This is a genomic window from Priestia sp. 10L35 (assembly GCF_056395685.1).
The window spans coordinates 205950-224521 of record NZ_JBFTKA010000006.1 but is presented as its reverse complement, the minus strand read 5'-3'; the positions used below and the strand labels follow the sequence as shown (position 1 = coordinate 224521).

General features: G+C 38.6%; 15 protein-coding genes. 2 read left to right on the top strand and 13 right to left on the bottom strand.

All coding sequences use genetic code 11. The features are described from left to right. Positions 1–14: 14 nt before the first annotated feature. A complete protein-coding gene (gene uvrA, locus AC1DEF_RS21370; RefSeq protein ID WP_043977369.1) occupies positions 15–2891 on the bottom strand; it encodes an excinuclease ABC subunit UvrA in 2877 nt (958 codons plus the stop codon). A 6-nt stretch (positions 2892–2897) separates the two neighbouring features. After that, positions 2898–4877, bottom strand: coding sequence for an excinuclease ABC subunit UvrB (gene uvrB, locus AC1DEF_RS21365; RefSeq protein ID WP_013059732.1), 1980 nt, complete (start codon positions 4875–4877; stop codon positions 2898–2900). 335 nt (positions 4878–5212) lie between these two features. On the opposite strand from uvrB, the gene AC1DEF_RS21360 reads away from it, so the two are divergent. Further along, on the top strand, positions 5213–6874 hold the full coding sequence (locus tag AC1DEF_RS21360; protein WP_097824891.1) for a sigma-54 interaction domain-containing protein: 1662 nt from the start codon (positions 5213–5215) through the stop codon (positions 6872–6874). Positions 6875–6938: 64 nt separating this feature from the next. On the opposite strand, the gene AC1DEF_RS21355 is transcribed toward AC1DEF_RS21360, so the two are convergent. The 7 genes from AC1DEF_RS21355 to ftsE all read right to left on the bottom strand — a co-directional run bounded on the left by AC1DEF_RS21355 (position 6939) and on the right by ftsE (position 14323). After that, positions 6939–7853 (bottom strand): proline dehydrogenase family protein, encoded by a 915-nt coding sequence (locus AC1DEF_RS21355; RefSeq protein ID WP_477727541.1) that lies wholly within the window; start codon positions 7851–7853, stop codon positions 6939–6941. A gap of 316 nt (positions 7854–8169) precedes the next feature. Continuing rightward, positions 8170–8400, bottom strand: coding sequence for a DUF2198 family protein (locus tag AC1DEF_RS21350; RefSeq protein WP_255255797.1), 231 nt, complete (start codon positions 8398–8400; stop codon positions 8170–8172). A gap of 20 nt (positions 8401–8420) precedes the next feature. Then, positions 8421–9611 carry a PDZ domain-containing protein gene (locus AC1DEF_RS21345; protein WP_025752562.1) on the bottom strand — a complete coding sequence of 397 codons (1191 nt, stop codon included), beginning with the start codon at positions 9609–9611 and terminating at the stop codon, positions 8421–8423. Positions 9612–9774: 163 nt separating this feature from the next. Then, the gene (locus AC1DEF_RS21340) at positions 9775–11214 is read right to left on the bottom strand and encodes a S41 family peptidase (protein ID WP_013059738.1); all 1440 of its coding nucleotides are present in this window, start codon (positions 11212–11214) and stop codon (positions 9775–9777) included. Between the two features lie 173 nt (positions 11215–11387). Beyond that, complete coding sequence (locus AC1DEF_RS21335) at positions 11388–12596, bottom strand: murein hydrolase activator EnvC family protein (RefSeq protein ID WP_477727540.1); 1209 nt, start codon at positions 12594–12596, stop codon at positions 11388–11390. 160 nt (positions 12597–12756) lie between these two features. Then, positions 12757–13647, bottom strand: a complete 891-nt coding sequence (ftsX, locus tag AC1DEF_RS21330; RefSeq protein WP_043977384.1) for a permease-like cell division protein FtsX — start codon at positions 13645–13647, stop codon at positions 12757–12759. Then, complete coding sequence (gene ftsE / locus AC1DEF_RS21325) at positions 13637–14323, bottom strand: cell division ATP-binding protein FtsE (protein ID WP_377575573.1); 687 nt, start codon at positions 14321–14323, stop codon at positions 13637–13639. The genes ftsX and ftsE overlap by 11 nt, the downstream gene beginning before the upstream one ends. A 338-nt stretch (positions 14324–14661) precedes the next feature. Here ftsE and AC1DEF_RS21320 point away from each other — a divergent pair, with 338 nt between their 5' ends. Then, on the top strand, positions 14662–15198 hold the full coding sequence (locus tag AC1DEF_RS21320; RefSeq protein ID WP_097824895.1) for a flavodoxin family protein: 537 nt from the start codon (positions 14662–14664) through the stop codon (positions 15196–15198). Positions 15199–15223: 25 nt separating this feature from the next. Here the strand turns inward: AC1DEF_RS21320 and cccB are convergent, their stop codons facing one another. The 4 genes from cccB to AC1DEF_RS21300 form a co-directional block, all read right to left on the bottom strand. Next, on the bottom strand, positions 15224–15538 hold the full coding sequence (gene cccB / locus AC1DEF_RS21315; RefSeq protein WP_013059743.1) for a cytochrome c551: 315 nt from the start codon (positions 15536–15538) through the stop codon (positions 15224–15226). 124 nt (positions 15539–15662) lie between these two features. Beyond that, entirely contained in the window at positions 15663–16379 is a 717-nt protein-coding gene (tatC, locus tag AC1DEF_RS21310) for a twin-arginine translocase subunit TatC (RefSeq protein ID WP_097824896.1), read from the bottom strand. A gap of 59 nt (positions 16380–16438) precedes the next feature. Further along, the gene (locus tag AC1DEF_RS21305; RefSeq protein WP_016765885.1) at positions 16439–16657 is read right to left on the bottom strand and encodes a twin-arginine translocase TatA/TatE family subunit; all 219 of its coding nucleotides are present in this window, start codon (positions 16655–16657) and stop codon (positions 16439–16441) included. 26 nt (positions 16658–16683) lie between these two features. Next, positions 16684–18417 carry an alkaline phosphatase D family protein gene (locus tag AC1DEF_RS21300; protein WP_411970503.1) on the bottom strand — a complete coding sequence of 578 codons (1734 nt, stop codon included), beginning with the start codon at positions 18415–18417 and terminating at the stop codon, positions 16684–16686. Between the last annotated feature and the right edge of the window lie 155 nt (positions 18418–18572).

Sequence of the window (18572 nt, the reverse complement as noted above, 5' to 3'; positions counted from 1 at the left end):
AATGCTGGTGTCTTTTAACGAGTTAATGCCTCTGCTTTTTCAACTTTTTTCTCCATACGCTTGCGGTCACGTTCTAAAATTGGCTTCAAATAATGACCAGTATAGGATTCTTTTACTTTTGCCACTTCTTCTGGCGTACCCGTAGCCACAATTTGTCCGCCTTTATCTCCACCTTCAGGCCCTAAATCAAGCAGGTAATCAGCTGCTTTGATGACGTCTAAATTATGTTCGATCACTAAAACCGTATCTCCATTTTCAACTAAACGCTGGAGCACTTTTAATAATCGTGCAATATCATCGACATGAAGACCGGTAGTCGGTTCGTCTAAAATGTACAGCGTTCTTCCTGTTGAGCGGCGGTGAAGCTCTGAAGCTAATTTTACACGCTGTGCCTCTCCACCGGATAAAGTAGTAGCCGGCTGTCCAAGGGTGATATAGCCAAGTCCTACATCGTAAATTGTCTGCAGCTTCCGCTTAATCTTTGGAATGTTTTCAAAGAAGTGAAGCGCGTCTTCAACGGTCATATCCAACACATCTGAAATGTTTTGATCTTTGTATTTCACTTCTAAAGTTTCACGGTTATATCGTTTGCCGTGGCAGACTTCACAAGGGACGTATACATCTGGCAAGAAATGCATTTCAATCTTGATAATACCGTCTCCTCGACAAGCTTCACAGCGGCCGCCTTTCACGTTAAAGCTAAAACGGCCTTTTTTATATCCGCGCACTTTTGCTTCGTTTGTTTGGGCAAATACATCTCGGATGTCATCGAATACACCTGTATAAGTTGCAGGGTTCGAACGAGGCGTACGGCCTATGGGAGACTGATCAATATCGATGACTTTATCTAAGTGTTCAATGCCTTTGATTTCTTTATGTTCTCCTGCTTTGCTTTTTGCTTTATGCAGCTTTTGCGCCAATGATTTATGAAGGATATCATTTACCAGCGTACTCTTACCTGATCCAGATACACCTGTAACAGCCGTGAACATACCTAACGGAAGCTTTGCTTTTACATTTTTTAAATTATTTTCTTTTGCTCCTATAATTTCAATCATCCGATCTTTATCTATTGACCGTCTTTCCGCTGGAAGAGGAATAAACTTCTCTCCTGATAGATATTGACCCGTTAAAGAGTTTTCATCCTTCATCACTTCCTGAGGCGCACCTTGAGAAACAACAGCACCTCCGTGTACGCCGGCTCCTGGTCCGATATCAATTAAATAATCAGCTGCCATCATCGTATCTTCGTCATGTTCTACAACAATCAACGTATTTCCAATATCGCGCATATCTTGCATCGTGCGAATTAAGCGATCATTATCACGCTGATGAAGACCGATAGAAGGTTCATCTAAAATATAAAGAACCCCCGTCAAACGAGAACCAATTTGAGTAGCTAAACGGATCCGCTGTGCTTCTCCTCCCGAGAGAGTTCCAGCAGAGCGGTTTAATGTTAGGTAATCAAGCCCCACGTTAATGAGAAAGCTTAGACGCTCACGAATTTCACGCAGTATCATATCCGCAATCTTCATGTCTTTTTCAGATAGGCTGAGACTTTCAAAAAAATCATATGCTTCTTTTACGGAGAAGCGGGTTGTATCTCCTATATGCTTTTCGTCAATAAGCACCGCTAAGCTTTCGCGTTTTAAGCGATTTCCTTTACATTTTGGGCAAGCTTGCTGAGCCATGTACTTTTCCATTTGCTCACGGATATAATCTGAACTTGTTTCATGATAACGGCGCTCTACATTCCGAAGCACGCCTTCAAATTCGATATGATTTTCTCTTACTTGGCCAAAATCATTTTCATAGCGAAAGTAAATTTTTTCTTTACCGCTGCCATATAATACTTTATCAAATAAATGTTCCGGGATATCTCGCACCGGCACGTCCATATCGATGCCGTAATGTGTACATACGGCTTCAAGCAGCTGCGGATAGTATTGAGAACTTGTTGGCTCCCAAGGTGCAATTGCGTGCTGACGAAGCGTTAAGTCATAGTTAGGAATAACTAAATCTTTGTCCACTTCCAATTTCGTTCCTAACCCGTCACACGTTGGACACGCCCCGTACGGACTATTAAATGAAAACATGCGGGGCTCAAGTTCTCCAATGGAGAAACCACATTTTGGACAAGCATGATGCTCACTAAAAAGCAGTTCTTCTTCACCTATCACATCAATAATTACTTTCCCTTCTCCGAGGCGAAGAGCTGATTCCAAAGAGTCCGACAAACGAGCGGCTACACCTTCTTTTACAACAACGCGATCAATTACTACTTCAATGGAGTGCTTTTTGTTTTTTTCCAGTTCAATTTCTTCTGTTATTTCACGCATTTCTCCGTCTACTCGAATGCGAACGTACCCTTCCTTTTTAATATCTTCTAACACTTTTACGTGGGTACCTTTTCGGCCAGATACCACAGGTGCCAGTACTTGAAGCTTTGTACGTTCAGGGTACTCTAAAATTCTATCTACCATTTGCTCAATCGTTTGAGATGTAATTTCAATTCCATGATTAGGACAAATCGGCTTTCCTACACGAGCAAACAAAAGGCGCAAATAGTCATAGATTTCGGTCACAGTTCCGACGGTTGAACGAGGGTTTCGGCTCGTTGTTTTTTGATCGATTGAAATAGCAGGCGACAATCCTTCGATTGAATCTACATCGGGCTTATCCATTTGACCTAAAAACTGTCTTGCATATGCCGAAAGCGACTCGACATAACGTCTTTGTCCTTCTGCATAGATTGTATCGAAAGCTAAAGAAGATTTACCAGAACCTGATAACCCTGTTAATACTACTAATTTGTCTCGCGGGATTTCAATATCGATATTTTTCAAATTGTGGGCTCGTGCACCTTTTACCACGATTTTTTCCATCGCCATGTTTTATCACCCTTCCGCTTTTAATTCTAGAATCAAGTCACGAAGCTCAGCTGCGCGTTCAAAGTTAAGCGCTTTGGCTGCTTCTTTCATTTCTTGTTCCATTTCTTCTACGAGCTTTGCTTTTTCTTTTTTGTTGAGCTTATCAAATGCCGGTGCTTCTTCATACGTTTCTGTATCTTCTGCTACTACTGTTGCACGAATTGAGCCTCGAACTTCTTTTTGAATCGTTGTCGGTGTAATACCATGCTCTTCATTGTAAGCTTCTTGAATACTTCTACGACGCTTGGTCTCATTGATAGCAATGTCCATGGAGTTTGTGATGCGATCTGCATACATAATGACATGTCCATTAGCATTTCGTGCAGCACGTCCGATGGTTTGAATAAGCGATCGTTCTGAACGCAAGAATCCTTCTTTATCCGCGTCTAATATGGTTACTAACGAAACTTCCGGAATATCTAAACCTTCACGAAGTAAGTTAATTCCTACAAGCACATCGTACTTTCCAAGCCGCAGCTCTCGGATAATTTCAATACGCTCGAGCGTCTTCACTTCAGAGTGAAGATATTGAACTTTAATGCCGATTTCTTTTAAGTAGTTCGTTAAATCCTCGGACATTTTCTTTGTTAACGTCGTAACGAGTACTCGTTCATTTCGCTTAATCCGGTCGTGAATTTCTCCAATTAAATCATCAATCTGCCCTTCAATTGGTCGAACTTCAATATTTGGATCCAATAATCCCGTTGGACGGATAATTTGTTCAATCACATCAGGTGCCTTCTCAAGTTCATAAGGACCTGGTGTTGCGGAAACATGAACAATTTGGTTAATATGCTGTTCAAATTCATCAAATTTAAGCGGGCGGTTATCTAATGCGGAAGGCAAGCGGAAACCATGGTCCACTAACACTTGTTTACGCGCTTGGTCCCCATTGTACATTCCTCTAACTTGAGGAATCGTAACGTGTGATTCATCCACAACAAGAAGGAAATCTTCAGGGAAGAAGTCCAGCAGTGTATAAGGTGTAGAACCAGCGGGACGAAGCGTTAAATGACGAGAGTAGTTCTCGATTCCCGAACAAAAGCCCATTTCTCTCATCATTTCTAGGTCGTAGCGCGTGCGCTGCTCCAAGCGCTGCGCTTCTAAAAGCTTGCCTGCTTCTTTTAGCTTCTCTAGCTGTTCTTCTAGTTCTTTTTCAATATTTTGAATGGCAACACGCATTTTTTCTTCTCTCGTGACAAAGTGAGATGCCGGGAAGATAGCTACATGTTCACGATCACCAATGATTTCTCCTGTTAGAGCGTCAACTTCTCGGATGCGGTCAATTTCATCGCCGAAAAACTCGACGCGAATACAGTGTTCATCTCGAGACACAGGGAAAATCTCCACAACATCACCGCGAACGCGAAACGTTCCGCGCTTAAAGTCAATATCATTTCTTTCGTACTGTACATCTACTAGCGTACGAAGCAGCTGATTACGCTCTTTTTCCATTCCTACTCGAAGAGATACGACCATTTCTTTGTATTCTTCCGGAGACCCTAAGCCATAAATACAGGATACGCTGGCAATAATAATGACATCTTTTCGTTCAAAAAGAGAAGAAGTTGCCGAGTGACGAAGTTTATCAATTTCATCATTAATGCTTGCATCTTTTTCAATAAATGTATCTGTTTGAGGTACATAGGCTTCAGGCTGATAGTAATCGTAGTAACTGACAAAGTATTCGACTGCATTATTAGGAAAAAACTCTTTAAACTCACTGTACAATTGACCAGCAAGCGTTTTGTTATGAGCCATAATTAGTGTCGGCTTATTTATTTCCTTAATAACATTAGACATGGTGAAAGTTTTTCCCGTTCCTGTAGCACCTAACAAAACTTGATGCTGCTTACCTTCTTTAATTCCTTTCACGATCTTTTCAATTGCCTTTGGCTGATCACCCTGCGGTTGATATGGGGATACTAATTCAAACTGATCTTTCAAATGAAGGCCTCCGTTTCTATTTTCTTGTTTTATCTATTTTTATTACGATATGTAAAAACCGAAAACACGAACTGATATTCGTATTTTATCACTTTATAATCATAAATGAAACTAATGAGTATTAATCTTATATAGTGTTTGTTTGTTTTTATTTTTTACCCTGTTACTTTATTACCCACTAAATTCTTATACTACCCTTTTCGAAGGGAATACAACTCTTTAGATGAAAGCAATAAAAGAAAGTAAGCTGCGTTATTGTTTGAAAAAGATAGGCTTTTGCGCCAATTTCTAAATTATGATACAGTATAAAAAATATGTACCGAGAGGGGTTTAGTATGGCAAGCGTTGATCAAGTTCTTATAAATAACTCCTTTATAACAGTTGAAGAATCAACTTCTTTAGCTAAAGTGACATCTGAACTTTCAAACTATGACTTCGTCGTAGTCACAGCAAGTACCTTTTATGTAATACAAAAAGATGAACGATACCTGTTAACAGGTCATGACGAGGCATCGTCCATAAAAAAAGTAATAGCGGATACAAATTGGCCTTCATCTTCTACTTCTACGTTAGCCAATTTACAAGGCAACACAAACTGGAACAGACCAGTCCTCATTCAAGCAGAAAACCAAGAAACCACAATAGGACTTGTAACACCTTCGCAGTGGATTACACATTTGCATAGCCAAAATGAGATATTAGCTTCCTATTTTGATACATTGGCAGAAACCATTAATGATGCAGTGACAGCGGTCGATAATGAAGGAAATGTAATCTTGTGGAATACTGCTGCGGAACATACGTATAAGATTCAGAGAGATGATATTATTGGTAGAAAAATCGGAGAGCATTTCAAAGATGAATCCATCATTCTACATACGATTCTAAATGAAGGGCGCCCTGTACGCGGAACGTATCATCGTCCTAATGAACAAACTCACGTGCTCATCAATGCATCTCCTATTATAAGAAACAATCGAGTCATAGGTGGAGTCGCAACTGAACATGACATTACCAATATTGTAAGATTAAATGAAGAAATTGATGTGTCTCTTCTCATTCCAAAAGATAATCCATTTTCTTCTTTCGCGGGTATCAGTCCTGAAATTAAGCAAGCCGTTGACATTGCCAAAAAAGTGGCATCTACAGATATGCCTATTTTATTAACAGGAGAACCTGGTTCTGGGAAAGAAATGCTGGCTCAGGCCATCCACTACGGTGGAGCCAAACATAAAGAACCTTTTTTATCTTTAAATTGCGCCACTATTCCATCGGGACTCCTGGAAATTGAGCTCTTTGGTCATCAAAAAGATGTCTTTTCAGAAGATCCAACAACCATTGCGGGAAAACTGGAGCAGGCTCACAACGGGACGTTATTTATTGAAGAAATTGATAAAATGCCTCTTGAAATTCAAGTTAAGTTTCTGCGTTACTTGGAAGAACGATCCTTTTATCACGTTGGAGGCACGGAAGAAATTCAAGTTCAAACCCGAATTGTAGCCTCTACCACGACGCCTTTGGAAGAGTTGCTAAAAGCCGGTGAATTCCATGAAAATCTTTACTATTTGCTGACCGTCATTAACATTATAATTCCGCCGCTTCGAGACCATAAAGAAGACATCGAAGCATTGACACAGCAATTTGTACAGGAATTCAGCAAGAAGTATAAAAAGAAGGCTCCTTTCATTACCTCTGAAGTTCTCGAAGCCTTTATGCAATACGATTGGCCAGGCAATATTCGCGAGCTGAGAAATACGATTGAACGAATGATTTTTCTAAGTGATCAGTCGTTGATTACCCTTACGCACCTTCCTGACAATCTGAAGGATGCAAGTTCTTTCACAGAAGTTCAAAAAGAAGAAGATTCTCTTCAAGAAGCTAGGCTAATAGAAGAGACTCTTCAAAAAACCTATGGAAACAAAAGTGCAGCAGCAGATTTGCTTGGCATTTCACGCGGCACCCTTTACAACAAAATCAAAGAATACGGACTAAACTAATCAAAAAATTCGACACGAAGCTCAGGGTACTTGTGTCGAATTTTTTATGTTTCTTTGACTGAACTTATTTGGAGAAATTTTTTAATACGAACCATACATTGGCGGGGCGTTCGGCTAGGCGTCTCATGAAATAACCAAACCAATCAATTCCGTAAGGAACATACACCCTTACTTTATATCCTTCTTTTACTAGACGGTCCTGCAGCTCTACGCAAATTCCATAAAGCATTTGGAACTCAAATTGGTCATTTGAAATACCATTTTCTCTTACTAATCGTTTTGTGTACTGAATCATTTCTTCATCATGACTTGCTACAGCTGTATAGTGACCATTTAATAAATGCATTTTAATGATTTTTTTATAGTTTTCATCTACGTCTTTCTTTTCTGGAAATGATACTTCTGGTGATTCTTTATAAGCTCCTTTTACTAGACGTAAATTAGCTTGATATTGATGTAAGTCATTCATATCTTGTTCTGTACGATGAAGATACGCTTGAATCACAATTCCAACATTATCAAATTCTTTGCGTAATTCTTTATACATATCAAGGGAGATTTGGCAGTGCAAGTAGTCTTCCATATCAATTCGAACAAAAATATTATTCATTCTGGCCGTGTGTAGAATTCTGCGCATATTTTCCATACAAAGCCCTTTGCTAATATCCAATCCTAAAGAAGTCACCTTTAATGATAAATTTGATTGAACGCCCGATTCTGCAATGGCTTCTAGTGTCTGAATGCACATGGCAGTAGACAACCTGGCTTCCTCTTCTGTAAAAACAAATTCTCCTAAATGATCAAGTGTAACAACTTTTCCACTATTGTTAAGCTCCTTAGATGTGTGAATTGCTGATTCGGTTGAGTCTCCAGCAACAAAACGAGCTGCTCCCATCCTCAATCCATACTTTTTAGCTAATTTGTTTATTGAATGATTTTTGCCAAGCGACTGAAACATCGTTCTCATTAATACTTCCATCAATCCTAAACCTCCTTTTATTTTTTAAAATCAAAAATAAACTAAATTTTCAGATTAATATTTTTTATTTTTCTATACCCTTCTCACATTTCTGTACACTTATTTAAATAAATTTATACATAAGTGTTTAAAATATTTTAAATATAAACATATTTGTCTAATTGATTTGATTATACTCGCTCATTAAATGAACCGAAACAATATTGTTATAAGTTCTAACTCACTTTTTTACACACAAAAGCTCTCCACGTTGTGCAGAGAGCTTTTGTGTACAGTTTAATAATAAGCGATTAACTTATCATCAAACCAAAAGTCTTTATTTTCCAGCTGCTAGCATGCTTTTTGCATATATAAAACCGATGGCTGCTGAAAGTAAATCTATTAAAATAATAAGCGGATAATCTGCGGACCCTTTATATACAGAAACAGCTATCAACAAAAGCGTCAGCGCTGTGGCAACATATAAGTTATATGTTACTCTAGCAAACAGAACAAGCAATATGGCGGGTAGAAAAACTGCGGCAATCGTTTTGACTTCCACAAACATTTCTCCTTTTTATCCGTCTTTTAACCAGCTTGTGAATCACGTTTTGTATAATTGTGTACAAACAAAATACCTAGTTCATGATGTTCGTTGTCATACAATGCTCGCTGAGTAAAGCGAACTTCTCCATTTTCGTCAATAACTTCCAGCTTACAAAAAGCACGGTTATTAACTTGTAATGCTTCATAAAATTTATGGACTTCAGATACAGCGATTCCATTTACCTTAATAATCACTTCTCCTACTTTCAAACCCATTTTCTCTGCCGGAGAATGAGGGATGATTCCTAATACAACCAAACCTTGTGTACGCTTAGTAAACAGTGCGGGCGCTTTTTCATCGCTTCGACGCTGCTGCAAACGAATCCACTCTCTTCCTATGATCGCTAGAATAACAACAGCTACAGCGGCAAGAGGATAAAAAATAGCAGCAATCGTAATGATCGTTAATCCCACGCCTAATGCTAATACACGCTTACCAGTAAATTCAATAGATTTAAACGGCACCATACTTTGAATTCGCTGATAAAAACCGATAGCAAAAGGAACAAAAAACAGGCTAAATGATGTTCCGTCAATAGATAACACAGGCCACCATGGAAACACAGACGTAATGGCGCTGCCTGGAATTAAGACAAAAAGCGGGACAACCCATAATTTTTGAGAGTAATGAGCTCCAATTTCCTGCCCTCTTTTACTTTTCACAATGGCTGGAGACGTACCTTTTGCTCCAAATTTCCAAATTAAATATCCTTCTGCTAATACAAGCAGAGACATTAAAATAGTCAGAGAAGGTAAATCTGCGTTATGAGCTTGCACAGACCACGTTTGAATAAATCCTTCACCGAAACCAGATGCCGGAATAAGCAAGGTTGCAAGCACAGCCAGTCCTACGGTGTAAGAAGGAGAAAGCCATTTAAACGTCCAAGGGCCGCTTATGATAAAAGTTAAAACAGCTACAAGTACAATCATTCCTATAGATACATAGACACCTAGCAACACGGTAACAACGGATAAAATCAACCCAATAATGATACCTGGAAAAAATAAATATTTTGCTTCTAAAATAAAATCAAACACGCGAACATGAAAATTCTGACGCTCTCTCTTGACGCGAGAAAGACCTACAAAAAACGAGACGAGCAGAAATAGATAAGTTAGCGGATGTAAAAACAAACGCCCGATACCTTTTAAGAGCTCTAATGCAAAATCCATTTTTTCACCACCTGTAATTTTTCACATTTTTATTACAACATTTACGATTGATTGTTATGTAACATAGGCTTCTTTATTTTATCAAAATGCATCACTAACCGACAATGTTGTTTTTACTAAAAAAGTTCCGTGCTTTGGAAAAGCACGGAACTTTTTCTACTTCTTATTGACTAGCTAGCTTTAAAGCCGTTTGAAGCTGACGATCTTCATCTTTTGATTTAATTTTTTCTAGAAGTTTTGTTTGTAAAAGCGCTGCTGTATCTTCATCGATTTCACCTGTAGCTTTTTGCTTATTGGCTTTTTGGAATGCAGTTACAGCTGTTTCTGTCTCTTTACTAAAATATCCGTCTGTACGTCCAGGTTCAAAGCCAAGGCCTTTTAGCATCACTTGAGCATTCTTCACTTGGTCACCTGTCATATCACGTGTTAATGGCTTTTTATCAACTTGAATTGGATTTGCATAATAATAATCCGGCTGCTTGACTTCTACTGTTGGTTTTATACCTTTTTCGTTAATCCAGTTTCCATCAGGCGTTAGCCATTTATAGAACGTTAATTTTAAATTACTGCCGTCTTCCATTGGAACAGCTTGTTGAACGGTTCCTTTTCCATAGGATTTTTCACCGACTAGCTTGTATCCTCCTGCTTCTTTTAATGCCCCGGCAAGAATTTCAGAAGCGGATGCACTTCCTCCATCAATCAAGGCCACAATTGGATAATCCTTTTGCTTTTTCATTGAAGAAACCACTTTTTGACGTTCACCGTTACGATCTTCAATTTGGATATATGGCTTTTTATTCGTTACTAATTTATCAAGCATTTTTTCAACGCTCGTTAAATAGCCACCAGGATTTCCCCGAACGTCTAGAACTAAGCCATCAATATTTTTATTTTCAAGTTTTTTCAACTGTTTCGTAAATTCGTCTCCCGTTGATTCAGAGAATGACGTAATTTCCATGTAGCCAATTTTTTTATTGTTTACATTTTTAACAGAAGAATAGACGGTTTCAATTGGAATCTCATCTCTTACAACTTTTACTTTCATCGTTTCTTTCACGCCCGGTCGTTGAACATCTAATGTCACGGTAGAGCCTTTTTTACCGCGAATTTTTAATACTGCTTCATTCAATTCCAGACCCGCGATACTTTTACCATCGATCTTTAAAATCTGATCATTTGGTTTTAATCCTGCTTTTTCCGCAGGAGATTGTTTAAACGGAGCTACGATTGTTACTTTTCCATCTACCATGCTTACTTCAGCGCCAATTCCCTCAAACGATGAATCAAGAGACTGCGTGAATTGCTGTGCCGTTTTCTTATCCATGTAAGATGAGTGAGGGTCTCCTAAGGTTTGTACCATTCCTTGGATTGCGCCATCTAATAATTTTTTGTCATCTACATCTTTGTAATATTTTGAAGATATCAGTTCATAAGCTTGCTTGATTTTGTCTAGCTCTTCCTTTTCCACTTTACTATCATTTGAAGAAGTTGTAAGGGGGGTACTGACCGTTCCAGCATTTGCATACTGAATGCCAAAATATGTACCTGCTGCTCCAACAACTAAGGAGAGTGCCATTAATAGTGCAACGATTTTCCGATTCAAGTTCTTTCATCCTCCTCAACCTTAAGCCATCTCTTCTTATTATAATAGATACAACCAAAACTATGTAATAAAAAGGATGCATGTGTTATTTGTAGCAAAAGGCACCACACAAATCAAGTGCGATGCCTTTTTGTTAAACTATATGTTGAGCTTGTACCACGTATGCTAGGAACTTAAAATTTAATATAACTTTCAGGGTTTACAGCGGAACTTTTACCTTTCCAATCGCCTTTATGCAATTCAAAATGCAGGTGAGCACCAAACGAACGTCCTGTGTTCCCTATATAACCTAATTGTTGACCTTTATTGATAGATTGACCGCTTGAGACGCTGTAGCTCTCTAAATGAGCATAAACTGTAACCCACGTCTGACCTTCTACATTGTGACGAATAAATACGGCATTACCAAAAGAAGAAGAATGATATGCTCTAATTACCTTTCCGCTTGCCGCGGCTACAACTGGCACACTTTCTCCTCGCTTTCCAATATCAATACCGTAGTGTCCTCTTCCAAACGTTTCTCGATACCCAAAATGAGATGTTACCGGGCCCTTTGCCGGCCTCATAAACGACCCGCTTGTAACAGGGGGTGCCTCCTCTGTTGCCCCGGCTTTTTCAATTTCTTGCTGTTGAGCTTGTGCTGCATTTTTTTGATCAGCTAAAATAGAAGCTTGCTCTTCTAATCCAACGGCTTCTTCATTAAATTCTTTTTCCTGATCTTTGAGCGTTTGCATGAGCTGATTCTTTTCATCCACTTGTTTTTGCAGCTGCGCACGAAGATTTTTAAGTTCTTCAAGCGCTTGACTTACTTCCGTTAGCTTGTTTTGAACTTTTGTTTCTTTCTCTTCTTTTGCCTTTTTATCGGCTTCATGCTGCATTAACAAATCACGGTCAGCCTCTACAATTGTCGAAACCGCACTCACTCTGCTAATAAAGTCTCCGAAGCTTTCAGAGCCTAGCAGTACATCTATGTAATCCACAGACCCGCCATTTTCTTGTAAAGCACGAGCACGTTTTTTTAATAGCTCATTTCGTTTTTCAATTCTTTTTTTTACAACGTCAATCTCGCTTTTCAGCTTCTCGATGTCTTGCTTTGCTTTTTCTACTTCAGATTCACGGCTGCGGATATCTGCATTCGTTTGTCCGACTTCTGAATCCAAGCGCGCGATCTCAGCTTCTTCGTTTTTTTGCTTTTCTTGAACCTCTTTTAATTTCTCTTTATTTTGATTAATATTTTGGTTCACATCATCACTTTTTTTCTCTAAATCACTGAGTTTAGTAGTGCTGGCACTTTGTGCATAAGCAATTTTTTCATCACCTATCCAAACCGCACTTAGTCCAACTAAAACTGCTGCTGTCATTACTAATGTCTTACGTGTCATTTGTTTCTCCCCATCTGCACATATTTCCCCGTATAAACGGGCATTAGCAAGACCCCCATTAGCATTTTTTTCTATTTTTATGTGTAATTACACAACAACCTCACATTTGATAAACATCAAATGTGAGGTTGTTGTAATCTATTATGTTAAAAATCTATTCTTATTTTCGCAAGAACTTACGGATGGATAATGTACTTCCCCACATCCCAATTAGACCGCCGATCACTAGTAATAATAGCGACACTTGAAGCACGAATGGAAAGGCAGGTAAAAGTTCAAAGAATCCATCAAACTTAGGTTGAACTTCATTATATAAAACGCTGTACACACCGATAATAACTGCAATTGGCACAATAGAACCAAGCACTCCTAAAAACAGACCTTCAATAAAGAACGGCCAGCGAATAAAGGAGTTCGTGGCTCCAACTAAGCGCATAATTTCAATCTCTTCACGGCGAGCTACAATCGTAATTTTAATTGTATTTGAAATTAGGAACATTGCTGTAAATAGAAGCCCTAAAATCAGCACTACTCCGATATTACGAGCTACTTTCAGCACTTTAAATAACTTTTCAACTTGATCTTGTCCGTATTGAACTTTTGCTGCATACGGATATTTCTCAATTTGTTTAGCTACTTTTGCGACATCAGTCGGCTCTTTTGTTTTAACAACAAATACATCATTTAATGGGTTTTGCTGTTCAAACGGTTCAAAAGCTTGTCCTTCATCACCCATACTATTAATTAAATCTTTTAACTCTTTATCTTTAGAAGAAAACGTCACCGTATCAACTTGCTTAATTGCATCTAGCTTTTCTTTCATTGCTTTTCGATCCTCTGCTGTAGCTGCAGCATCAACGTGAACGCGAATTTCCACATCATTTTCAATCAATTTGGCAATGTGGTTTAAATTCATCATCAACATAAAAAATACGCCTACAAGCAAGAGCGTCACGGTAACAGCACTTGCAGATGCGAATGTCATCCAGCCGTTTCTTCCTAAACTTTTAGATCCTTCACGTAAGTGGCGACCGAATGTCCTAGCCTTCATATCCGTATTCACCTCTTACTTCATCGCGCACAACATTTCCATTTTCAATCGCAATTACGCGCTTTCGAATTGTATTTACAATTTCACGGTTATGCGTTGCCATTAAAATAGTCGTACCGCGTTTATTAATCTCCTCAAAGATATCCATAATTTCCCACGAAGTCTCCGGATCAAGATTCCCTGTCGGTTCGTCGGCGATGACAACCTTAGGACTATTCACAATTGAACGCGCAATAGACACACGCTGCTGCTCTCCTCCAGATAGTTCATCAGGGAAAGAATCCATTTTACCCTTTAACTTAACAAGCTCTAGCACCTTTAGCACTCGCTTTTTAATTTCTTCGGGACTTTGCTCAATTACTTCTAGTGCAAAAGCAATGTTTTCATAGACCGTTAATTTTGGAAGCAGCTTGAAATCTTGAAAGACTACACCAATATGACGTCTAAAGATAGGAACTTTGCTATCTTTTATTTTTGCTACATTTGCACCGTTTACAATGATATTTCCTGAAGAAGGCTTTTCTTCACGATACATCATTTTAATAAAAGTGGATTTTCCTGCTCCACTTGGTCCTACGATATAAGCAAACTCACCTTGATTAATCTTGATGCTAATGCCATTGATTGCTTTTACACCGTTCGGATACGTTTTATATACATTTTGCATTTCAATCATAAGTAATCACCTAATCAAGTGTGTTATTTTAATACTATGTAAAACTTGTCAAAATACGACAAAACTCTACAATTCAAACCAAAAATTCGACTCTTCTCACGCGCTTTCTCATTATAACATCACTCTTCGTGAAAATAAGCCCCAAAAATATTACATTTTTATTTCAAATATGACATAAGTAGGATATTTTTAGCAAGGTATGAGAATTTATCCTTATTTTTAATTCTGTTGTTTTTGCTGTGCATTTTTTTACGAATATCGTTAGACAAAGCACATTCATGTCTACTTTTTTCACAAACAAGGTATGATAAATAAGAAAAACGATGAGGAGAGATAACATGATCACCATTTATGGAAGTTCACGAGAAAACGGAAATACGGAGGAATTAGCTAAAGTAGTGTTAAAAGATATCAATACGGAAGAAGTTTACTTGCGCCGGCATACCATTAACCCTATTACTGATATGCGTCACGATGAACTTGGATTTACCAATCAACAAGATGATTATTATGATATAGCGAAAAAGATGGCAGCGCACGACACTATTTTATTTGTTACGCCTCTTTACTGGTACGGTATGAGCGGATTAATGAAGAACTTTGTGGATCGTTGGTCTGAAAGTCTTAGAGATTCGACAATCAACTTTAAAGAACAAATGAAAAATAAGCGCGTGTATGTATTAGTAGTGGGGGGCACAGGTGCATCTATAAAAGCTCTTCCTCTTATTATGCAATTTCAATACATTGTCGATTTTATTGGCTCTTCCTTTAGCGGATACATCATTGGAGAAGCAAATGCACCTGGAGACATAGCAAAAGATGTCAAAGCTCAAAAGCAAGCCATTGTCTTAAACCAAGAATTAAAGCAGCTTTAACACAAAAATAAGACGGATACCCGTCTTATTTTTTCTTTGCCAGCCAAGCAGCAACTTTTTTTGCATCTTCTTCATTGATTAGTCCTTTTGGCATACCGCCTTGACCATTGTTAATAATGTTTTCAATTTCAGCTTCTGAGTGCTTGCTGCCTACATGCTGCAAGCTTGGCCCATTCGCTCCTCCTAAATCTACTCCGTGACAGCCTGTACAGTTTTTCTTCACAATGTCTTCTGCACTCGCTGAAGATTCACCAGCAGATTCATTTTTAGAGCTTCCTCCGCCGCACGCAGACAAAACAAGCGCTAGACCGATTGTTAACGTCAGTAATACTTTTTTCAAGCCTTCTCCCCCTTGCTGTAGAGTTTTCACTCTATTATAACCTACTCCAGAATGTTTAAAACACTCTGTTTACAAGGACTTTGTTTCAATTTCATGAATTCTCTCATCACACTTATGTATACGATTAAGCAATTGATTCGTTTCCTAAACGTTTTTTGTATACTACGCGTGAAATTGTCACACTGAGCTCATATAAAAGCAGAAGCGGAACAATGACTAAAATATCCGAAATAAAATCAGGAGGAGTAATAAGTACGGATATCACAATTAAAGCAAAATATGATAGCTTCCTTGCTCTAGCTAACCTTAATGGATTTAGAACCCCTAGGCGCGTTAAGAATAGAACAACTAAAGGCATTTCAAATAAAAACCCAAACGGTAAACAAAGATTAAGCATAAAACGAAAATAATGCTCAGCCGTAAACATCAGTGAAAACTGATCATTCGACAAGCCCGTTAAAAATGCTAAAACCATTGGAAATAAAACAAAATAACCAAACCCCAGCCCGCTTACAAACAAAAGAAAAAAGAATGGAATGAAGGTAATCAGAACCTTATATTCTTCCTTTTTTAAACCAGGTGAAACAAACCGAAATACTTGATAAGCAGCTACTGGAAGTGTAAAAGCAAGCGCAAAAACAAATGCAATCATCATATAAATCCATACGATTTCACTTGGTCCAAGTACCGCAAGCTTGCCGTCCAAATCTTTTACTAGCCACTGATAAATATCTTGCACAAATACAAAACTGACAATAAGTAAAACTACAAATGCACAAAGTGTTTTAATAATACGAACACGCAATTCTTCAAGGTGCTCCATCAAGCTCATTTCTCCCATTGTCTTTCTCTCCTTTCTCACAAGTAGAAATAGACGAGTTTCCTCGTCTATTTCCTTACTTACGATGTGGATTCATTCCCTTTTTGTTCAGAAACGGTTGCGGTCTGCTTTTCTTTAACACTTTCATCATCTGATACGAGCCCTTTTGCTGCTCCTTTAAATTCAGTTAATGTTCGTCCAAACGCTCGTCCAACTTCCGGCAGCTTAGACGGTCCAAAAATTATTAACGCAATGACTAAAATAATAACCAAACCAGGGATTCCAATATTAGAAAACATACTTGACCTCCTTTTTCTTACTTAGTTTACTGCTGAACTTTTTCTTTCTTTTTCAACTCTTGTTTTTCATGTGCTTTCCCGTGTGCCCGCATACGATCTTCCTCTACTTCCTTAGAAATCTTTAGTCCACGCGGCACGTTATTTACTTCAACTTCCGTCATACCTTTTCCATCTTTTTTATATTGAAAGGAAGCTCGAGTTGAAATTTCTGCACCAGGCTCTGTTACAAAAGGCACAACGCGATAATCGGCTTGCCATATATCAGGAGTTACCGTACACCTTACATATCCTCTATAATCATTAAAAAATGTGAGGTGTGGATTTTGACTTAAAATTTTATCCGTGTCTGCTCGTTTATCTGCTCCGTTCCCTCCGGAAGTGATGGAGGTGCCGATGAACTCTGCACCAATAACTCTTGAATTAAGGTTAGCAAAATCCGCGTATAAGTTAGAAGCCCAGTTAGCGTGTACATCTCCAGTTAGTACAATGACGTTGTCCAACTTTTTCTTTTCAATAAAATCAATGACGCGCTGACGATTCGCCGTATACCCATCCCATGCATCCATGCTGTATGTAGGCTTAGCAGCCGTTCCAAATTTTCTTGGCGCAAAGAAAATTTGTTGAGCCAGTACGTTCCAATGACACGCTGACTTTTCAAGATTAGTAAACAGCCATTTTTCTTGTTCATTCCCCAATAGCGTACGTTTGGGATCAAGAGATTCTGGCGTTTGTGGCTTTGTTCCGTCTCCGTTTGCTTGATCGTCTCTGTATTGACGCGTATCCAACACTTGAAAAGAAGCTAATTTCCCATATGAAAAGTCACGATATAATCTCATATCCGCTCCGTGAGGCAAGGATGTTTGACGCAAAGGCATGTGTTCGTAATAAGCTTGATAAGCTGCCGCACGGCGTTGAATAAATGCTTCTACTGATTGGCCTTTTTCAGGAATTACATTTGCATAATTGTTTTCTACTTCATGGTCATCCCACGTCACAATCCATGGAAAAACAGCGTGAGCAGACTTCAAATTGGCATCTGCCCTGTACTGAGCATGCCTGTTTCGATAATCTTGCAGCGTTTGAATTTCTGCGCTGCTGTGAGTACGAACGTTTCCGCTTGCAGCCACGTACTCGTTTGGTCCATATTCATAGATGTAATCGCCCAAATGAACGACAAAATCTAATTGTTCTTTAACCATATGCTCATAGGCTGTAAAGTACCCATGTTCATATTGCTGACACGAAGCAAATGCAAACGTCATACTGGCTACTTCTTCATTTGCTGAAGGAAGTGTTTTTGTTTTTCCAACCGGGCTTAACTCATGGCCGCTTTTAAATCGATAATAATAAATATGACTCGGCTTCAATCCTTTTACATCAACGTGAACCGAATGAGCAAGTTCAGGTCTAGCCACTTCTGTTCCTCGTTTGACAATTCGATGAAAGTCTTCATCTTCACTAAGCTCCCATTTTACTGGAATAGGTTGATTAGGCATTCCCCCGCCATTCAACGGGTCTGGTGCTAATCTTGTCCAAAGAACAATGCTATCTGCTAAAGGGTCTCCTGATGCGACGCCTAGAGTGAACGGATAACTTGAAAATTTAGGCGCTGCAGCTGAAACTTCTACTGCATTTAAACCAACAGACTGAGCAATTGTTAAGCCAAGTGATACTCCCGCTACTTTTCCAGCTCCTTGTAAAAAACGCCGTCTATCAAACCCTTTACTCGAAGAAAAGCTATTTTGTTTCACTTGCTCTATTAATTCGTTTAACGATTTATTTTCCACTGCACATGCCCCTTCCTCATGATTTAACTCAAATTATAAATACTGTTTGTAAAAGGAATATAAAAGATTGTAAAGAAGCACTTACTGCAAAACAGGTATTTTTAACCATTTTATTTCATTGACAAAAT

What these genes read in the sequence shown, in the direction of transcription:
- uvrA (WP_043977369.1), bottom strand. Translation starts at nt 2,891, where the DNA reads ATGGCGATGGAAAAAATCGTGGTAAAAGGTGCACGAGCCCACAATTTG.
- AC1DEF_RS21360 (WP_097824891.1), top strand. Translation starts at nt 5,213, where the DNA reads ATGGCAAGCGTTGATCAAGTTCTTATAAATAACTCCTTTATAACAGTT.
- AC1DEF_RS21355 (WP_477727541.1), bottom strand. Translation starts at nt 7,853, where the DNA reads ATGGAAGTATTAATGAGAACGATGTTTCAGTCGCTTGGCAAAAATCAT.
- AC1DEF_RS21350 (WP_255255797.1), bottom strand. Translation starts at nt 8,400, where the DNA reads ATGTTTGTGGAAGTCAAAACGATTGCCGCAGTTTTTCTACCCGCCATA.
- AC1DEF_RS21345 (WP_025752562.1), bottom strand. Translation starts at nt 9,611, where the DNA reads ATGGATTTTGCATTAGAGCTCTTAAAAGGTATCGGGCGTTTGTTTTTA.
- AC1DEF_RS21335 (WP_477727540.1), bottom strand. Translation starts at nt 12,596, where the DNA reads ATGACACGTAAGACATTAGTAATGACAGCAGCAGTTTTAGTTGGACTA.
- ftsX (WP_043977384.1), bottom strand. Translation starts at nt 13,647, where the DNA reads ATGAAGGCTAGGACATTCGGTCGCCACTTACGTGAAGGATCTAAAAGT.
- ftsE (WP_377575573.1), bottom strand. Translation starts at nt 14,323, where the DNA reads ATGATTGAAATGCAAAATGTATATAAAACGTATCCGAACGGTGTAAAA.
- AC1DEF_RS21320 (WP_097824895.1), top strand. Translation starts at nt 14,662, where the DNA reads ATGATCACCATTTATGGAAGTTCACGAGAAAACGGAAATACGGAGGAA.
- tatC (WP_097824896.1), bottom strand. Translation starts at nt 16,379, where the DNA reads ATGGGAGAAATGAGCTTGATGGAGCACCTTGAAGAATTGCGTGTTCGT.
- AC1DEF_RS21305 (WP_016765885.1), bottom strand. Translation starts at nt 16,657, where the DNA reads ATGTTTTCTAATATTGGAATCCCTGGTTTGGTTATTATTTTAGTCATT.